This window comes from Streptomyces sp. NBC_01224 (genome assembly GCF_036002945.1).
Taxonomy (GTDB): domain Bacteria; phylum Actinomycetota; class Actinomycetes; order Streptomycetales; family Streptomycetaceae; genus Streptomyces.
The window spans coordinates 9,027,464-9,044,074 of record NZ_CP108529.1; the positions used below are offsets into that span (position 1 = coordinate 9,027,464).

The following is a 16,611-nucleotide window of genomic DNA, read 5'->3' on the forward strand; positions in this document are numbered from 1 at the left end:
CCCGGCCGTCGCCGCGCGGCCCCGCCATGCGAACTGGGAACGAGATGGTTGCGGCCACCGGTGATCATCGTGGTTTGCGAAGACAACGAACGATCAAGCGGTGGCCGCAGGTCACAGCGTAGACCTGGCCCGATGGCAGGACGCATTCGAGGGCCTGATGAACCGGATCGCGGGTCGTTTCGCGCGCGTGGAACCCCCGGCGGCGAGTTAAGCGGTTGGTGCTCGGACTCCTATCGGACCTCCCGCGCAAGAACTGCTGGACGATCGCCGAGTGGGTCGGGGAGTCCACTCCGGATGCCATGCACCACCTGCTCAGCCGGGCCAAATGGGATGCCGACGCGGTCCGTGACGACGTGCGGGGCTATGTGGTGGAACATCTGTACGACGAGCGGGCGGTGCTGGTGGTCGACGAGACCGGCGACGTGCAGAAGGGCACCGGCACCGTCGGCGTCCAGCGCCAGTACACCGGCACCGTCGGCAGGATCGAGAATGCCCAGGTTGCCGTCTACCTGGTCTACGCCGGTCGGCGCGGGCACGCCGCGGTTGACCGGGAGTTGTACGTCCCACGTTCCTGGACCTCCGATCCCGACCGCTGTCGTGCCGCCGGGCTCGGCGAAGACACCACTTTCGCCACCAAGCCGGAACTGGCCGCGCGCATGGTCGCCCGGTTCCTGGCCGCCGGCCACCCTGCTGCGTGGGTGGCGGGCGACGAGGTCTACGGCGGCAACCCGAAACTGCGCACCGCACTGGAGGAATGCGGCACCGGCTACGTTCTCGCGGTGGCCTGCTCACACGAAGTCGCCACCGCGGCACGGAAGTTCCGCGCCGACGCCCTGGCCAAGAAGGTACCCAAACGCGGCTGGCAGAAGCTGTCGGCCGGAGCCGGAGCGAAGGGCCACCGCTATTACGACTGGCCGTCATCGACCTCGCCGACCCCCGGCCCGGGAGTCGGCAGCTGCTGATCCGACGGAACCGTAGCAGCGGCGAACTCGCCTACTACCGTTGCTATTCGCCCACACCAGTGCCGCTGACTGAACTGGTACGAGTGGCTGGATCGAGGTGGCGGGTGGAGGAGTTCTTCCAGTCCGGCAAGGGCCTGGCCGCCCTGGACGAGCACCAGGTCCGCCGCTACACGTCCTGGTCCCGATGGGGCACCCTCGCCATGCTTGCCCACGCCTTCCTCGCTGTCGTCCGAGCCGACGAGCACGACCGGCAACCGATACCGCAAGGCCTGATACCCCTCACCTGCAACGAGATCCAGCGCCTGTTCATCACCCTCGTCATCCGGCCCACGCACGACGCCGCCCACCGGCTCGGTTGGTCCGACTGGCGACGCCGACACCAGGCCCGATCCCAAGCCAGTCACTACCAGCGACAAGCCGCTGAAGCATGAAGATCACGATCTACAGCCGGAGTACTAAGTTACCGGTATTGAGGTTAGGGGTACCGTTTAGAAGAGATACCCGACGATGAGGAGGACGAATCCATCCCTGCCAGCTGATGTAGCAATAACACCAACGACCTGTAACGCAAAGCAAGCCCCCGCGGATTACCGAGGGGGCGTCGTTTACCGGCTTTCGAGTCCTCCGTGCAGGATCACTGACACGGAGGGCGGTGCATTTGTCTTGGCATGCTCAGCGCCTGGCAGAGCAGTCCGGAAGATGACTTCATCAGAGATTACTTCGGGGCGGGTACGCCAGCGCCAGCTCTGATCTGCATATTCATAGACATAGCAATGGCCGCAGGCAAGATCGCACCTGCTGTAAACCTTGAGCACGATTTCACGGAAGGGGACCAGGGGTCCTGTCCTTCCGTAGTTCAGGGAGCCGAGACGAAAACCTAACTAGCGGCGAACTCCGTCGCAGCCTTCGTCGTCGTCCGGGTCATTCTCTCTGTTCTCCTGCAGTTGGTTCTGGTCCAACTCTGGGGGATCGAAGCGCTTCGCCCTGTCCAGTTCGTCGCGTACCTCCACGTAGGATTGGATCACCGAGATGATCCTTTCCTTCAGTAGCTCGACTTCGTCGAGCACTCGATGGAAGCCGTACAGCACGGCCAGGATCATCGTAACGATGACGTAGATGTTCACTTGCTCTCGTTCCACGTTGGCGACTCTCCGCCAGCACCAGCAACATTCTGGTGCTGGTGCGTTGAAGGTACGAAGTAGCGCCGCCGGCAGCAAGTTCTGGCCAACGATTCTTTCGGTGTAATCGTTGGATGATCTTGTCCGGGCCGCGATGCCGCCAGCTCCAAACGCAACAAATACCCCATCCTGGCCCATTGCGGACCGGGAGGGGGTATTTGTTGTTTGACCCAAAGGTGGCATGAACATGGTCGTATTCGTTAATTCATTCAAGGTCGTTCTCTCATACTCCCCCGAGACGTACCTCTACATAGCGCTGACGAGAACTTGTCCCTACGGGCACTGTTCCTGGTTCCCCCTCTAAGGGCTGTCCCGTAAGTGATCTTGCTCTGCGGTGATCTCGACCGTGTCAGGCGTGATCACGGCGTCCGAGCCGTTCTGGATAGCTCCGTTCACCGGTCTGAGTCCCCGCGTCTTCGGCAGGTTGGTGACCGCGCTGCGACGCGAGGGTGCCGACTCTCCGGGCCGGGGCCGGCCGTGGAAGCTGTCGTTGGAGGACCGGGTGCTGCTGGTCGCCACGTACTGGCGGACGAACTTGACGATGCGGCAACTGGCCCTGCTGTTCGGGGTGTCGAAGTCGGCCGTGGACCGGGTGATCGACGACCTCGGCCCGAGGTTTGCACTGCATCCCCGCCAGCGGTTCGCCAAGGACGCGGTGCTGATCGTGGACGGCACCCTGGTGCCCACCCGGGACCATAAGGTGGCCGAGCAGTCGAAGAACTATCGCTATTCCACCAACCATCAGGTGGTCATCGACGCCGACACCCGCCTGGTCGTGGTGGTCGGCCGGCCGTTGCCGGGCAATCGCAACGACTGCCGGGCCTGGGCGGAGTCCGGCGCGAAGGCCGCCGTCGGCAACACGATGACCATCGCCGATGGCGGCTACCCGGGCACTGGGCTCGTAATGCCGCATCGCCGCCGCAAGGGGGAGGATCTGCCCGACTGGGAACAGGAACACAACAAGTCTCACAAGTCGGTTCGCGCCCGCGTCGAGCACGCCTTCGCCCGGATGAAGACCTGGAAGATCCTGCGCGACTGCCGCCTGAGAGGCGATGGAGTGCAGCACGCGATGCACGGCATCGCCCGCCTGCACAACCTGGCCCTCACCGGATAGCCCCACCTTGCAGGGGAGCGGGGCCGCCTTGCCCGAATGGCGTCGCACGGTAGCTGTCCTCGGACAGCGCACTTGGACCGATTGTCGTCGAAGCTGGATCTCGGGCTCTTGTCAGTGGAGTGCGCTTTCCTGTCCTCCATGGAGTTCACTCATTCGATGCTCAACAACCTGCTGGACCGGATTCCCCGGCCGAGCGGGGTTCTGTACCTCTCGCAGGACATCGACCCCCACGCGCTGGTCAAGAAGCTGGCTTCCCGCCACGGGGCACCACGGACCCTGGTCCTGGACGGCATCACGGACCCGGGCGTGAGCGAGGTTCATGGCGCAGGTCTCCTCGACTTCCTCGAAGGCCGTGCCGAGACGGTAGTGGCCTGGGCCCATGCAGGGCAGTGGCTCGGCGCGGGGACCGCACTGGATGCGCAGGGCGACATCGTGCCGGTGCTGGCAGTCACCCCGCGGCAGGTACAAGCGCTGCCCGCGGGGATCGCCGGCCAGGACGAAGACTGGGTCGAGCGGCTCATCGGCATCACCGGCTGGATCCTGCCGCCCCAGCGACCGGACGTCGACTGGGCGCAGATCGAGGCGCGCATGGGCGCGCGTCTTCCCCGCGACTACAAGCGCATGGTGGAGACGTTCGGGGAGGGTGCCTTCGACGCGTACCTCCATCTGAACCAGGAACCGTGGACCGACTTGAAGAAGGACGGCCTGCTTGTCTGGGCAAACACCGAGCACGAGAATCTGTACTGCTGGCAGATCGACGACGGAGACCCTGACCACTGGCCCGTCACCATGCGGGCATTCGACGGCGAGAACGTCGCCTTCGAATGTTCAACCGCAGAGTTCGTCTGCCGCATCCTCCTTGAGAAGGACCATCCCTTCACGATGGCCCACTACTTCGACACCCACTGGTTCATGACCTATCGCACGAACGAATGAAGCCTCACGGCCACGGCCAAGGCCACGCAGGAAACCGGTCCAAGTTCAGTGGCAACCGATCCAGGGCGGATGGTTACGGGACAGCCTTTAGGGAGAGAGCCTGAGTTACCTGCATTTCGGTGAGGGTGGCGCTGTTGCGGAGGCAGTAGTCCAGAAAATCCCGGTCATGCCTTCTTCCCTCCTCGTCCTTGCGTGCCCACTCGACGAGGAATTCCCAGGCTACGTACGCCGCGCTATGACGATCGTCGGTGCAATCTTCTGGGTCGCCGGGACACCAGCCTGCTTCCAGGGAGCTGATTGTCGCGCGCAATACCGCGCGATCGAGCGCGCAGCGTTCCAAGAGGCGGCATTGCGAGAGAAGGCACTCTGCGGCTGTAAGGACATCAGGAGGGGCGAGGAGCTCCAGTGAGGCGTAACGGGTTTCCACCGGGATAGCGTGCTTGGCCACGAGCGCCTGGCGTTCATCGTGATTGAGGCTCGGGAGTCGCTTCACCACACCCACCAGGGTGTCGGAGACGCTCAGGAACTCCATGCACGCGCTGCCGAGTGCAATGTGCCGTTGCTGATCCCGGTTGAGGAGGCTCTGGGTCTGTACCGCCGAGATGGTCGTGTCGGCCTGGATACGCCCGGCGAGGAGCGCGGCAGACGTTGCGCCTTCTGCGCTGCGCTTGGTCCACCATGCTGCGACTACGGCAGTGGGAACGGAGAGAAGGGCTGCGATCGCACCCAGGTCGACCATGTCCATAGATCAATGCTGGGCGAAGAAGAGCTGCCGTGCGGGCAGTTCGGTGCAGATCGATAAGGTCGGACATTTGTTCCCGCTTGCCCTGCTGTTGAGGCGGTCCGTTTCGATGAGACGCCAGCAGCGTCTGCTCACGAGTCCCAGTCACGGCGATCAGAAAGTCGTCCGCATACCGGATGAGCCGGTAGTTGGGCAGATTCTGCCGACGTCGTCGGGCCCGCTGGCCCTGTGTGGAGTTCGGCCCGCCCGGGCCCGCCGCGATGAACTCATCGAGGACGGACAGGGCGATGTTGGCCAGCAGCGGCGAGAGAATCCCACCCTGCGGAGTGCCGGTGTCGGTGTCCTTGGACTGGCCGCCCTCGCTGAGGATGCCCGCCTTCAAGAACGCCTTCACCAGGTCAAGAACGCGTCGGTCCCCGACTCGGCGGCGCTCCCGGCCCATCAGAGCCGTGTGGTCGATCGAGTCGAAACACGCCTCGATATCCCCCTCCACCATCCACTCATAGGAGCTCTTGGCGAAGTGGTGTGCCTCGGCGAGCGCGTCATGAGCCCGGCGTCTGGGGCGGAATCCGTAGGAACACGGGAGGAAATCCGCCTCAAAGATCGGCTCCAGCACCAGCTTCAGGGACGCCTGGACCACCCGGTCCCGCACGGTGGGGATCCCCAGCCGACGGCGCTTGGCCGTCCCCGGCTTGGGGATCGCCCGCTTCCCGCACGGGAAGCGGGCGGAAACTACGGTCCTTCAGGTCGGACCGCACTTCGTTGAGGAAGACCTCAACCCCTTGCCCGTCCTCTACGGAGCGGGCGGTCTGCCCGTCCACTCCGGCCGAGCGGGCGCCCTTGTTTCTTCGCACCCGAGCCCACGCGACCAGCAAGAACGCGGGATCGGCAACGAGATTGAACAGGTCATCGAACCGGCGATCACGATCGTCGGTCGCCCAACAGTGCAGCTTGGTCTACATCTCCAGTACCCGGCGCTCGGCCTTGAGCAGCGCGAACTCCAGCGCGTCGGTATTCACCAGCGGCCTCCCGGCATTGCAGCATCCTCCCTGCTGTCTTGCTGGCCCCCTTCGCCATGTACGGAGCTTTCCTCCGCTCGGACTACTACGGGGCCTCCGCCCCACCTGCGGACCTCAGCCGGCAACGGGCCTGCCCTCGATCTCCGGACCGGATGCCCGGAAAGTGGGGGCGACCGCAGGCGGTTCCCACGTTCACCATGTGCCGATCGGCCAGGTCGGCGTCCCGCTACTACCCCGGCAGCATCGCCACGCCTACGCCGCAGACCTTCAGCGTGGCCTCCCCACCGGCAGTTGGAGACCGGCTTCGGAGTTGACCACCCCTGTCGAAGCGAGCGGTCACGCACTGCACCCCGGGCCCATATCCGCCAGATTTGAGCCCGGCGCAAGACTTACGGGGCTTTACACGGGTTCCTCTTCGTACGCCTTCTGGCCTTGCTTGCCGAACCCGACGCGTCTGGCAGTACCGCGCCGTCCCGGCGTTGTCAGGGCTGCTTTCCGTCCTCACCGGCGTTTCCCCGGCTCGGACTGCCCTCAGCTTCTACCCGGCCGCTGCGACGGCCCGGCGGTAGAGGTCTTCCACCTCCACTCGGTCACATGGCGCCTCGTGGCGCACCCAGCAGTTCTTGCGGCCCACCGGGCCAAGGAGCCCACGGACGTAGTCCCGCACCCGGCGCCGAGATTCCACGCGGGCAAAACGCCTTCCGATCCGCAAGAGCAGCTCAGCAAGTCCCTCTTCCCACACGCCCGTTGGTTCATGACTCATGCGAGCGAGCTGCCCGGAACGTTGCCACGACAAGCAGCGCGGCCACACCTTCGCGGGACGACCCGGCAAAGACCGCCCCACCCCCATTCCAGCCCACTACACTCCCCACACCCAAGCCGCTGACCAGCACGAATGAAGAAGTCCGGCTGGAGTATTAGTCCGCGACCTTGCTGCGGCTCTGATAGGCGAGGTCCTGATAGTCGGGGTGCCGGACCATCCAGGCGGTGATGAACGGGCACACCGAGAGCACGCGCAGCCCGTCCGCCCGCGCGGCATCCAGGCCCGCGCGGGCCAGCGCCGAGCCGACGCCCTGTCCGTTGAACTCCGGGTCGACCTCGGTGTGCGTGAAGACGACAAGCGCGCTCTCGCTGGTGCGCAGGTACTCGGCGAAGCCGGCGAGCTGCCCGTCCACGCGGGCCTCGTAGCGGTGCGTGTCGGGGGAGTCAGTGATTTCGATAGTCATCGTGAGCCTTTCGGGCGTGGGGTCCGGTGTCCGGCCATGCGGAAATGTAGGTGCGAGGAGTTCGTACGGTCACCTGAGCGCCGGCTGTGGCGTGGCGGTCTGCCGTACGGGGTGCTTGCTAAGGATAGAGACCCGGTTGAAGGTGTTGATGGTGATCGCCGCCCAGATCACGGCGGAGATCTCGGCCTCGGTGAAGACCTCCCGGGCCGTCGCGTACGCCGACTCCTGCGCGGCGGCGTCGTCCAGGTTCGTCACCGCCTCGGCCAGGGCGAGTGCCGCCCGCTCCCGTACGGTGAACACCTCCGTGTCGCGCCAGCCCGGCAGGACTCCCAGGCGCATCGGGGACTCCCCGGCGCGCAGGGCCGTCCGGGTGTGGGCGTTGAGGCAGAAGGCGCAGCCGTTGAGCTGGGAGGCGCGGATGTTGACCAGTTCCAGCAGGGAGGGTTCCAGGCCGGCCGCGACGGCTTCAGCATGCACCGCCTCGGCGGCGCGCCGGAACGCCTGGTACGACTCGGGCGAGGCCTTGTCGATGTAGACCCGTCGGGCACCCTGCTCCTGTACAGCCGTAGCGTCACTCACCGCTCTGCCCCTCCTTTGCTTGGGCCGCCGGCTGATCGGAACGGCGACCCCGAAATCGCTCGGTTTAATATTCAATCACTTTTAGCGGGAGAACCAAAGGCAGACCCCAAGAGATCCCGAAGGGGCCGCGATGAGTGACGAGATGAACTTGCAAGACGGGTGGCGGAACGGGTGACGGGATGAGCCGGGACCTGGCCGGATCCGGCGGCCGTGCAGGTGCTGTCCGCCCGCGAGGTGCCGCTCGGCAGCCGGACATCCACGGCCGCAGCCGCCCGCACCCCCCGCCCGGCACCACCGGACGACGTCCGGAACCGAAACAGCGCAGACGAGGACTGATCGGCAAATGGCGGGACCAGCCCGCCAACCCCTCCATGATCAAGGCGGCTGACCGGCTGGGCTACGACCTCAGCACCCACCGAGCCCAGCAGATCACGCTGGAGATGCTGGACTGGGCCGACACCGTGCTGACGATGGACGCCGCGGTCCTCGAAACGCTCCGCACGATCTGCACCGAGGACAACGCACAGAAGCTCGGCCTGTACCTCGGCAACCGCGACGTCCCTGACCCGATGGGCCAGGGCGACGACGTGTTCAACGATTGCGCCGTGCTGATCGAGACCGGCACGGCCCTGCACTTCGGCCGTCTCCCGTAACGCCCCGCGCCGGTCAGCCGGACGCAGCGGACAGGATCACGTCCACGAGCCTGTCCGCCGCGTCAGGCCTCCCGTGCGCACGGGCCCGTTCCGCCATCGCCACCCGCCGTACGGGGTCGGTGAGCAGCGGGCCGGTCGCGTCCTTGAGCCGGTCGGCGCTGACATCACCCAGCAGGGCAACGGCCGCACCGGCCTCTTCGGGGTGGCGGGCGTTGTGCGACTGCTCGTTCCCGGCCGAGGTGGCGAGCGGGATGAACACAGCCGGTTTGCCCAGCGCGGTCAGCTCGGCGAGTGTCCCGGCGCCGCTACGGGACACCACGACGTCGGCCAGTGCCAGCACGTCGGGGAGCTCCGGGCCGACGAACCCGGCGAGATAGTAGCGGCCCGCCAGCTCCGGCGGCAGACCCGTCGCGTGCTGCCGCAGGCCCTCGACGTTGGCTGGCCCGCACTGGTGGACCGCGTTCGCGCGCTCCAGCAGCCACGTCAGCGAGTCCCGCACGACGTCGTTGATCTGCTGCGAGCCCTGTGCGCCGCCGGTGACGTACACGGTCGGCAGACGCCGTGCAGCCAGGGGCATCCCCGTACACGCACCACCACTTCAGTCGCGACTGCGACGACGGGACGTGGTGCGACTCCCTCGCCGGGGCCGCACGTCGCGGCATTCCGCAGCGCGCCACTCGCGTGACGGACCGTCAGTAGTCGCTGCCTTCGGTGATGGTTCGTCAGGAAGGGTCCGCGCACGTTGCATGCGACTGGCGGACCGTCGACGGCCGGGCCGTAGGCGGGTGATCGCCGATCGCCTCGACGTGGCAGGAGTGACGGGTGTGCCGGACAGTGGACGCAGGAGGCTTCCTTTCTCGCGGAGCTCGGCCGTCGCTCGCGGGGAGCCGTAGGCGCCGTCGGACTCGCCGTGGACCTCGCGGATCTCCTCGGCCAGGATCCGGTCCTCCCGCTGCCGGGTGGCCCGGGCCTCGGCGCCGGCGAGCCACTTGTAGTAGCTGGACCGGTTCACGTCCAGGACTTGGCAGAGCCGCTTCACCTCGTAGGTGTTCCGATGGTCGTCAACGAACCGGAAGCGGCTCCTCACCAGTTCGTCTCTCGGGCGAAATACTTGGCCGCCTTGCGGAGGATGTCCCGCTCGGTGGCGAGCTTGCGCTCACTTGCCTCAAGCTCGGCCACCCGGGCCTCCAACTGCCGCACCCGCTCGTCCGGATCAGCGGACGGCACCGCCTCCCGAGGCCGGGCGCCCGGCTTCGCAATTGCCGCGGTGATGCCACGGCGTTCGCGGTCCCGCGGCACCCACTCACGCAGAGTCGCCCGGTTGACGCCCAGGTCAGCAGCGATGCTCTTGTAGATCGCCCCGGGTGTGGACTCGTACGCGGGGGCGCCAGAGGCGGGTGGGGTTCTCCTGGAGCAGGGCCAGGATCCGGTGCCTGCGGCGCCGGGTGGGGAGGACATACCGGTCGTCACGGGAGCGGGTGGGCAGGGCTGGCTGCGATTCCGGGGGTTCGTGGATGGAGATGTCGAGGCTGGTGACGGCAAGGGTGACGTCAGGCCGTCCGTCGTCATGATGCTCGCTGTAGCGGGACATCGGTGATTTGACCTTGCGGGTACTCACCCGCTGCCGGCGGGCCGGGAGCAGGCCGGCGAGAAGCTTCTGTCCGATGCGGCCGTCTGCGGCGTAGTTTGCTGTGCCGACGCCGGCGGCCTGGACGACCTGGTCGCGAGCTGCCTGGAAGGCGATGGTGAAGCCGCAGCGGTCCGGGTCGGTGCCCGGAACGGACTCGGCGGCATCGACCATGACCGTCCGCAGGGCCTGGTAGAGCGTCAGCAGCGCCCACATCTCCTGTTCGACGCCGACGGGGTCGCCGGAACGCAGGACGCGTCCGGCCGTGATCGTGTGTCGGAGCGCGTAATACGCCGATTCGTGTTCCCACCGCTGGTGGTAGAGGCGCGTCAGCGAGTCGGCGGGGTAGCGTCGGGAGTCGGTCAGGCTGGTGGCCAGGCGGTAGGAACCGGTGAAGCACGTGCCGTCGGCGCACGTCACGGTGATCTGCGCGTCGATGACCCGCACCCTCACGGTGCCGATCACCGACAGGTACGAGCCGTCGGCCAGACGTGTGAGGACCGGGGTACGCCGGTTGCTGCGGAGCCGGCCCAGGAACTGGGCACGGGTGGCACTCACCGCGACGAGGAAGGCATTGCCGTCGAAACCCTTGTCCCACAGCACCAGCATGTCCGGCCGCAGCAGGTGCAGAAGGCGGGAGGCATAGCTGGTCTCGCCCTCGTCGGTGGGGCCGAAGACCACACCGAGGAGGGCCCGTGTCCCGGTCTCGACGAGTGTCATCAACTCAAGCGTGGGATAGCCGTGATGGGAGGTCCGGCCGAGCCATGCCCGGTTGCGCTCCGTGTCGGAGACCTTCTGCGAACTGCAGCCGTCGAACGACACCGTCCGGTACGGGCCGAAGCTCACTCCTGGGGTCGTCGGCCGCGCCAGCGGCCCGGCCAGTACGTCGAACAACGCCCGCACCGGTGTGGCTCCCAGCCTGCGCCGCAGGTCCCGCAGCGCCTTTGGAGTCGGAGAAGCGACCGGCACGTCGGCCAGCCCTGCCGTCAGCTTGTCCCAGACGAGCCGGTAACCGACTTCGGGAAAGAGACACATCGCCAGCAGAAAGTAGATGCCGACACGGGACGGGAGATCACGCAGTCGCCTCTGGAGGCGACGGGTCTCGTGAAGGACAGCGTCGACCAACTCGAACGGTACGACGGCCGTCAGCTCGCCCAGATGACCGGGCGCGAACTTGCCCGCAGCCACGGTGACCGAACGGGTGATGGCCATCATCGGCGCATGCAGGAGATGATGAGACGGCCGACGCGCACGCAGGCGCAGCACGAAGCAGAGACGCCAAATACACACTCCAACTCGTCAAACCTGAGGCACGGAGGTTCGCGAAGTGACCGGCTCCGCCCGAAGCAGGCAGCTCGGCGAGCGGCACTCCGCCGAGCCGGACCGAGACGGCTTCGCCGGCCTCCGCGGGATGCCCGCCGAGCCGTTCGGCGAGTCGGTCGGCGTCGTCGGGGCCGCCGCACACCACCGCGGTGAAGCAGCCGGCCGGGGCGAGCAGCTCGGTCACCGGGTCGTACAGATCGCCGCTCGGGAATCTCGGCGCTGTCCAGGGTGTCGGTCGTGGTGCGCTCCAGCGACAGCACCCGGGCCGTCCGCTTCGCGGAGGGTCGGGAGGAGGAGTACGCCATGGCGATCTCCTCGGAGTGCCGCAGGGAAAAGTCATCAGGGTCACCGCGGAGTAGACGGTGACGAGTTCACCGATGGAGATCCGGCCGTCGAGGGCGAGCCTCGCGCCGTACCCGACCACGGTGATCAGCAGCCCCGGCAGCAGCACCTGGACCGCGGAGATCAGCGACCACATCCGAGCGCTGCGGACGGCCGCCTTGCGCACCTCCTGGGAGGCCTGCCGGTAGCGGCCGAGGAACAGCTCCTCGCCGCCGATGCCTCGCAGCACGCGCAGGCCGGCGACGGCGTCGGAGGTCAGTTCGGCGGCGCGGCCCGCCTTTTCGCGCTGGATGTCGGCGCGTCGGGTGGACCGGGGCAGCAGCGGCAGTACGGCGAGGGCCAACAGGGGCACGCCGCCGGCGACCACCGCACCCAGCGTGGGCTGGTACACGACCAGCGCGACGCAGACCAGGGCGAGGGCGGTCGCGGCGGCGGCGAAAGCGCGACAGTGCTTCGACGAACCAGCCGATCTTCTCGACGTCGCCGGTGGAGACCGCGACCATCTCGCCCGCGGCGACCCTCCGGGTGAGTACCGAGCCGAGTTCGGCGGTCTTACGGGCCAGCAGGTGCTGGACCCGGGCGGCCGCCGTGATCCAGTTGGTGATGGCGGTGCGGTGCAGCAGGGTGTCGCCGACGGCGATGGCGGCGCCGAACAGCAGGATCAGCCCGCCCGCGAGCGCCAGCCTGCTGCCGGAGCGGTCCACGACGGCCTGCGCGGCGACGCCCACGGCGAGCGGCAGGCCGGCGATTCCGCACTGGTGCAGCAGCCCACAGCCGGGTGACTTCAGCTGGCCGCCGAGCTGTTGCCGGGCAAGCCACAGCAGAAAGCGGCTGCCTGACCGTACGTCGGGATCACCGGGATCGGAAACGGAAGATCGCGAATCTGCATGACGTCCCACGGATCGCTGAGAGGGTGGCGAGTGGCTCAAACCGTGCAAGGTTCGCGTTCCGCTGGCAGTCGCGGCAATTAATTTTTGCGCATGAGGGAACAAAACGCGCCAAGGTCGAATTTTCGCCTCTGGCGCATTTGTTCGTCCCGCGCTTCACTCCTGACCCATGAAGAGTAAGATCACGTCCATGCTCGCCGGACTGGTGCTGGCCGCCGGTTCGGTGCTCGGCGCGAGCCCGGCGGTCGCTGCCGAGCCGGTCCCCCCGGAGTTCGGCACCGACTGGCACGACCCGCTGACCGCGGCGCCGCCCGTCGCGAAGCCCCCGACCCGCTCCTGCCAAGTCACCGTCGCCGAGACACAGTTTCGCAACTTCACGCCGTACAGGGGCAGTTACACTCCGCCCGAGGAGTGCGGCGACCGCTGGAGCAAGGTGGTGCTGCGCCTCGACGGAAAGGTCGAGGGGCGCCAGTTCGACCGGCTCGGCTACCTCCGCATCGGCGGCGTGGAGATGTTCCGTACGTCCACGCCCGAGCCCTCGGTCGACGGCATCAACTGGTCGGTGGAGAAGGACGTCACGCACTACAGCGACACGCTTCGCCGCGGGCAGGACGTCGACATGCTCATCGGCAACGTTGTCAATGAGACGTACACCGGCGTCATCGACGTCGAGGTCACGCTGACCTTCTACGCCGCCGAGGGGCGTACGAAGCCGGCGGCGACGCCCGACAAGGTGATCCCGCTGGACGGCGCCCGGCTCACCACCCCGCGCAACTCGGAGCGCATCGTCGCCGAGGTGTACGCCACCGGCTCGGGCGGCGGCTGCGAGGAGTTCTGGTACCTCACCGTGCCGGACTCCGCTCCGTACTCCTGCAAGGCGGACAACGGCCCGTACCGTGAGGTGCAGATCAAGGTCGACGGCCAACTTGCCGGAATAGCAGCGCCGTTCCCGAACGTATGGACCGGAGGATGGTCCAACCCCTTCCTCTGGTACGTCGTTCCGGCGCCGCGTGCCTTCGACGTGAAGCCGATCGAGTACGACCTGACGCCGTTCGCGGGCATCCTCAACGACGGGCGCGAGCACCGCGTCGAGGTGTCCGTCGCCGGACTGCCCGCCGGACAGAGCGGCTGGAACACGCCCGCCAACGTGCTGGTCTGGCAGGACGAGGGCAGCGAGCACGTCACCGGGGCGCTAACGAAGCACGATCAGAGTGATCTTTCCAACTCGACGACGGTCACGCCCGGTTCGCTGAACCGGCTCGACACCAAGGGTGGCCACCGGTTGACCGTCGCCGGCTATGTCGACACCTCGCACGGGCGCGTCGAGACCACCGTCTCGCGCACCCTCGCCAATACCTCCGTCCACCGCTGGACGGAGGACGAGAACACCGACGGGCTCACGTCACGCTGGGACGACGACGAGACGGTGACCGTGGACGGCCGAGGCCCGGCGCGCGTCGCGCACACCCACCGCGTCTACACCATGGACGGCGAGATCACGATCGGCACGGACAACCGGCTGCGCACCGTCCTCACGCTCGGGGACCGCGCCGATACCTCGGTCGTACGCGCCGGCAAGCGCATCTCCTGGTCGCGGCTCGACGACACCTACACCGGCGACGCCGCCTGGACGCTGGGTGTCCCGCGTGACCAGCGCCATGCTGTCGGCACGTCGAGCGAGCGCTACCGGCTGGACGGGTCGGAAGGCTGCTACGACCGCACACTGCGGACCGAGCAGGGCACCCTGACGGAGGACCGTACGGGCTGCTGAAGTGAAGCGGGGCCCTGCGCGCGCAGGGCCCCGCGTACCTCGCCGGAGTTATGCCGGCACACGGTCGTCCTGCCGCAGCGCACCGCGTACGGTCAGACCGAAATGAGTGCGCAGTCGGCGCAGTTCCCACAGCGAGAGAAGCGTGACGGACAGCGGCGGCCCGACCAGACCGGCACCGAGTCCTACCGCTTCCAGGCCACCCAGGAAACCCTGTTCACGGCCCCGAAGTGACGCCCCACCAGCCCTGGATGCCCCGCGGCCTGGACCTGGCCGCCCAGCGGCGGATCGTCGACGACACCCACCGCGCGGGCATCAGCGACTTCCAGGTTCTGGCCCTGGTCCACCGTGCCGGGCACGCGCGCGCGTCCTGTTACTCGACCAGCACGGCGACGGCGCCCGGGCCCTCCCGACCGCCTGGGCCCAACCCGGCGCGTCCCTGGCCGACGCCCTCGACCAGCTCTGCAGCGAGATGCGCCGCTGGCTGTGGTCGCCCATCACTTCGTGGCAGGCAAGGCGGCTCTCCCGCCTGACCGGCCTGGCTCACGACACTGCGTGGGTCAGGCTTCGCTCGGCCACTCACCCAGAGGAAGCCAGCGCCTTCGGCAGTCGGTTTACCGTCCGCCCGCACAAAAAGGTCCGGACACATCGCCCAAAGCGCGGAAGCTGGCCACCCTGTGGGGCTCGAAAAGTCGTCGTTGCAGGTCACGCGGCGTATCGATACTCGTTGATGACGCCGCCGAGGACCCTGGTGCGGAGCAGGCTTCGGTCGTCGAGGTCGTGCACGATTGCGGGCTGCTCGGTCGCGCTGGGCGGTAGCTGTTGCCGGGATTGGTGCGGCCGGTGTCCGTTGTAGTGGTCCTGGCAGTCAGTCAGGACCTTCCTGGCGTGGCTCTCGCCCAGGATCAGGACGTGGTCGGGGGCCTCGCGGCGGATGGTGCCGATCACGCGTTCGCAATGCGCGTTCATGCGCGGTGCCCGGGGCGCGCTGAGCAGCACCTGAGTGTCCTCGGCGGTGAAGACGGCATCGAAGGCGTCGGTGTACTTGCTGTCGCGGTCGCGTAGCAGGAACCGTGGCCCGGCGCCCCGCTCGCCGAGGTCGCCGCGCTATGACGATCGTCGGTGCAATCTTCTGGGTCGCCGGGACACCAGCCTGCTTCCAGGGAGCTGATTGTCGCGCGCAATACCGCGCGATCGAGCGCGCAGCGTTCCAAGAGGCGGCATTGCGAGAGAAGGCACTCTGCGGCTGTAAGGACATCAGGAGGGGCGAGGAGCTCCAGTGAGGCGTAACGGGTTTCCACCGGGATAGCGTGCTTGGCCGCGAGCGCCTGGCGTTCATCGTGATTGAGGCTCGGGAGTCGCTTCACCACACCCACCAGGGTGTCGGAGACTCAGGAACTCCATGCACGCGCTGCCGAGTGCAATGTGCCGTTGCTGATCCCGGTTGAGGAGGCTCTGGGTCTGTACCGCCGAGATGGTCGTGTCGGCCTGGATACGCCCGGCGAGGAGTGCGGCAGACGTTGCGCCTTCTGCGCTGCGCTTGGTCCACCATGCTGCGACTACGGCAGTGGGAACGGAGAGAAGGGCTGCGATCGCACCCAGGTCGACCATGTCCATAGATCAATGCTGGGCGAAGAAGAGCTGCCGTGCGGGCAGTTCGGTGCAGATCGATAAGGTCGGACATTCGTTCCCGCTTGCCCTGCTGTTGAGGCGGTCCGTTTCGATGAGACGCCAGCAGCGTGTAGGGAGATCCTGAAACCTACCGCCAGGGCAGCGTGGGCGAAAGCAGACGAGGATGCGTGAGCCACGGTGCGGGCGGCACGGGCGATTGAAACTCACTGCAGTCATACCGCGCGCACGGGCTCACGCGGCGCACCCAGGGTCAGTTCCATATCAGCGCCTTCGGCCGGGGGCTTTGGACTACTGGCGCCTGGGGGAGTGAACTGGTCTGACGGCTTGGTGCGGTGATGCGGCGGAGTTGCTCAGCCGTGAGTGGACCGTCGGGGATCTCACCGATCAGTTGATCGACTCCAGGGTCGGTCCGCGGCCTGATCGGGTGAACAGGCTGATGATCAGGGCGAATTCACCACCGACAAGGGCGGTCTGCACATCGCCGTCAGGGGTGGCCCAGAAGTGACCGCCTAGCCATAGCCGAGGCCTGACCTCGTCCCACGGTGTCTGTGGTTCGGGGGCACCGCGGTCACTCCGACGTGTCATCACGGACGCTCCTCGCCGGGTGGACCAACGACACGGTC

At 67.1% G+C, this 16,611-nt stretch carries 11 protein-coding genes and 8 pseudogenes; 5 read left to right on the forward strand and 14 right to left on the reverse strand.

Going from position 1 to position 16,611, the window contains the following annotated elements; translation table 11 throughout:
- The first annotated feature begins 157 nt into the window (after positions 1–157).
- Positions 158–1,393, forward strand: a pseudogene (locus tag OG609_RS40895) (IS701 family transposase).
- A 189-nt stretch (positions 1,394–1,582) separates the two neighbouring features.
- Here the strand turns inward: OG609_RS40895 and OG609_RS40900 are convergent.
- Both OG609_RS40900 and OG609_RS40905 read right to left on the reverse strand, forming a co-directional pair.
- Positions 1,583–1,798, reverse strand: a pseudogene (locus OG609_RS40900) (hypothetical protein); the annotation flags it as partial.
- 45 nt (positions 1,799–1,843) lie between these two features.
- Positions 1,844–2,086 (reverse strand): hypothetical protein, encoded by a 243-nt coding sequence (locus OG609_RS40905; protein ID WP_327277424.1) that lies wholly within the window; start codon positions 2,084–2,086, stop codon positions 1,844–1,846.
- Between the two features lie 400 nt (positions 2,087–2,486).
- Between OG609_RS40905 and OG609_RS40910 the strand changes: the two genes are divergently transcribed.
- Positions 2,487–3,254: a transposase gene (locus OG609_RS40910; protein WP_327277425.1), complete on the forward strand. Its 768-nt coding sequence runs from the start codon at positions 2,487–2,489 to the stop codon at positions 3,252–3,254.
- A gap of 138 nt (positions 3,255–3,392) precedes the next feature.
- Positions 3,393–4,190 carry a hypothetical protein gene (locus OG609_RS40915; protein ID WP_327277426.1) on the forward strand — a complete coding sequence of 266 codons (798 nt, stop codon included), beginning with the start codon at positions 3,393–3,395 and terminating at the stop codon, positions 4,188–4,190.
- 73 nt (positions 4,191–4,263) lie between these two features.
- Here the strand turns inward: OG609_RS40915 and OG609_RS40920 are convergent, their stop codons facing one another.
- From OG609_RS40920 to OG609_RS40940, 5 genes and pseudogenes are all read right to left on the reverse strand, one after another.
- The gene (locus tag OG609_RS40920) at positions 4,264–4,935 is read right to left on the reverse strand and encodes a hypothetical protein (RefSeq protein ID WP_327278429.1); all 672 of its coding nucleotides are present in this window, start codon (positions 4,933–4,935) and stop codon (positions 4,264–4,266) included.
- Positions 4,936–5,119: 184 nt separating this feature from the next.
- Positions 5,120–5,584: pseudogene (locus OG609_RS40925) on the reverse strand (reverse transcriptase domain-containing protein); the annotation flags it as partial.
- Positions 5,585–6,564: 980 nt separating this feature from the next.
- Positions 6,565–6,714: pseudogene (locus OG609_RS40930) on the reverse strand (IS701 family transposase); the annotation flags it as partial.
- Positions 6,715–6,868: 154 nt separating this feature from the next.
- Positions 6,869–7,231: pseudogene (locus OG609_RS40935) on the reverse strand (GNAT family N-acetyltransferase); the annotation flags it as partial.
- 15 nt (positions 7,232–7,246) lie between these two features.
- A complete protein-coding gene (locus OG609_RS40940; protein WP_327277427.1) occupies positions 7,247–7,756 on the reverse strand; it encodes a carboxymuconolactone decarboxylase family protein in 510 nt (169 codons plus the stop codon).
- 179 nt (positions 7,757–7,935) lie between these two features.
- Here OG609_RS40940 and OG609_RS40945 point away from each other — a divergent pair, with 179 nt between their 5' ends.
- Positions 7,936–8,409: an arsenate reductase/protein-tyrosine-phosphatase family protein gene (locus OG609_RS40945; RefSeq protein WP_327277428.1), complete on the forward strand. Its 474-nt coding sequence runs from the start codon at positions 7,936–7,938 to the stop codon at positions 8,407–8,409.
- Positions 8,410–8,422: 13 nt separating this feature from the next.
- On the opposite strand, the pseudogene OG609_RS40950 reads toward OG609_RS40945, so the two are convergent.
- The 4 genes and pseudogenes from OG609_RS40950 to OG609_RS40965 form a co-directional block, all read right to left on the reverse strand.
- Positions 8,423–8,974: pseudogene (locus tag OG609_RS40950) on the reverse strand (UDP-N-acetylglucosamine--N-acetylmuramyl-(pentapeptide) pyrophosphoryl-undecaprenol N-acetylglucosamine transferase); the annotation flags it as partial.
- 285 nt (positions 8,975–9,259) lie between these two features.
- Positions 9,260–9,573 (reverse strand): annotated as a pseudogene (locus tag OG609_RS46530) (IS3-like element ISRhosp5 family transposase); the annotation flags it as partial.
- A 169-nt stretch (positions 9,574–9,742) separates the two neighbouring features.
- The gene (locus OG609_RS40960; RefSeq protein ID WP_327277430.1) at positions 9,743–11,251 is read right to left on the reverse strand and encodes an IS4 family transposase; all 1,509 of its coding nucleotides are present in this window, start codon (positions 11,249–11,251) and stop codon (positions 9,743–9,745) included.
- A gap of 133 nt (positions 11,252–11,384) precedes the next feature.
- Positions 11,385–12,590, reverse strand: a pseudogene (locus OG609_RS40965) (ABC transporter transmembrane domain-containing protein); the annotation flags it as partial.
- A 167-nt stretch (positions 12,591–12,757) separates the two neighbouring features.
- Here OG609_RS40965 and OG609_RS40970 point away from each other — a divergent pair.
- On the forward strand, positions 12,758–14,359 hold the full coding sequence (locus tag OG609_RS40970) for a peptide-N4-asparagine amidase (protein WP_327277431.1): 1,602 nt from the start codon (positions 12,758–12,760) through the stop codon (positions 14,357–14,359).
- A 182-nt stretch (positions 14,360–14,541) separates the two neighbouring features.
- Here OG609_RS40970 and OG609_RS40975 read toward each other — a convergent pair whose 3' ends face one another.
- The 3 genes from OG609_RS40975 to OG609_RS40985 all read right to left on the reverse strand — a co-directional run bounded on the left by OG609_RS40975 (position 14,542) and on the right by OG609_RS40985 (position 16,573).
- Entirely contained in the window at positions 14,542–14,715 is a 174-nt protein-coding gene (locus tag OG609_RS40975; RefSeq protein WP_157987277.1) for a hypothetical protein, read from the reverse strand.
- A 346-nt stretch (positions 14,716–15,061) separates the two neighbouring features.
- Positions 15,062–15,355, reverse strand: coding sequence for an integrase core domain-containing protein (locus OG609_RS40980; protein ID WP_327277432.1), 294 nt, complete (start codon positions 15,353–15,355; stop codon positions 15,062–15,064).
- A 1,017-nt stretch (positions 15,356–16,372) separates the two neighbouring features.
- On the reverse strand, positions 16,373–16,573 hold the full coding sequence (locus OG609_RS40985) for a hypothetical protein (RefSeq protein WP_327277433.1): 201 nt from the start codon (positions 16,571–16,573) through the stop codon (positions 16,373–16,375).
- Positions 16,574–16,611 lie beyond the last annotated feature (38 nt).

Coding starts and splice junctions, on each gene's coding strand:
- OG609_RS40915 (WP_327277426.1), top strand. CDS start 3,393: ATGGAGTTCACTCATTCGATGCTCAACAACCTGCTGGACCGGATTCCC.
- OG609_RS40920 (WP_327278429.1), bottom strand. CDS start 4,935: ATGGACATGGTCGACCTGGGTGCGATCGCAGCCCTTCTCTCCGTTCCC.
- OG609_RS40945 (WP_327277428.1), top strand. CDS start 7,936: ATGAGCCGGGACCTGGCCGGATCCGGCGGCCGTGCAGGTGCTGTCCGC.
- OG609_RS40960 (WP_327277430.1), bottom strand. CDS start 11,251: ATGATGGCCATCACCCGTTCGGTCACCGTGGCTGCGGGCAAGTTCGCG.
- OG609_RS40970 (WP_327277431.1), top strand. CDS start 12,758: ATGAAGAGTAAGATCACGTCCATGCTCGCCGGACTGGTGCTGGCCGCC.
- OG609_RS40985 (WP_327277433.1), bottom strand. CDS start 16,573: ATGACACGTCGGAGTGACCGCGGTGCCCCCGAACCACAGACACCGTGG.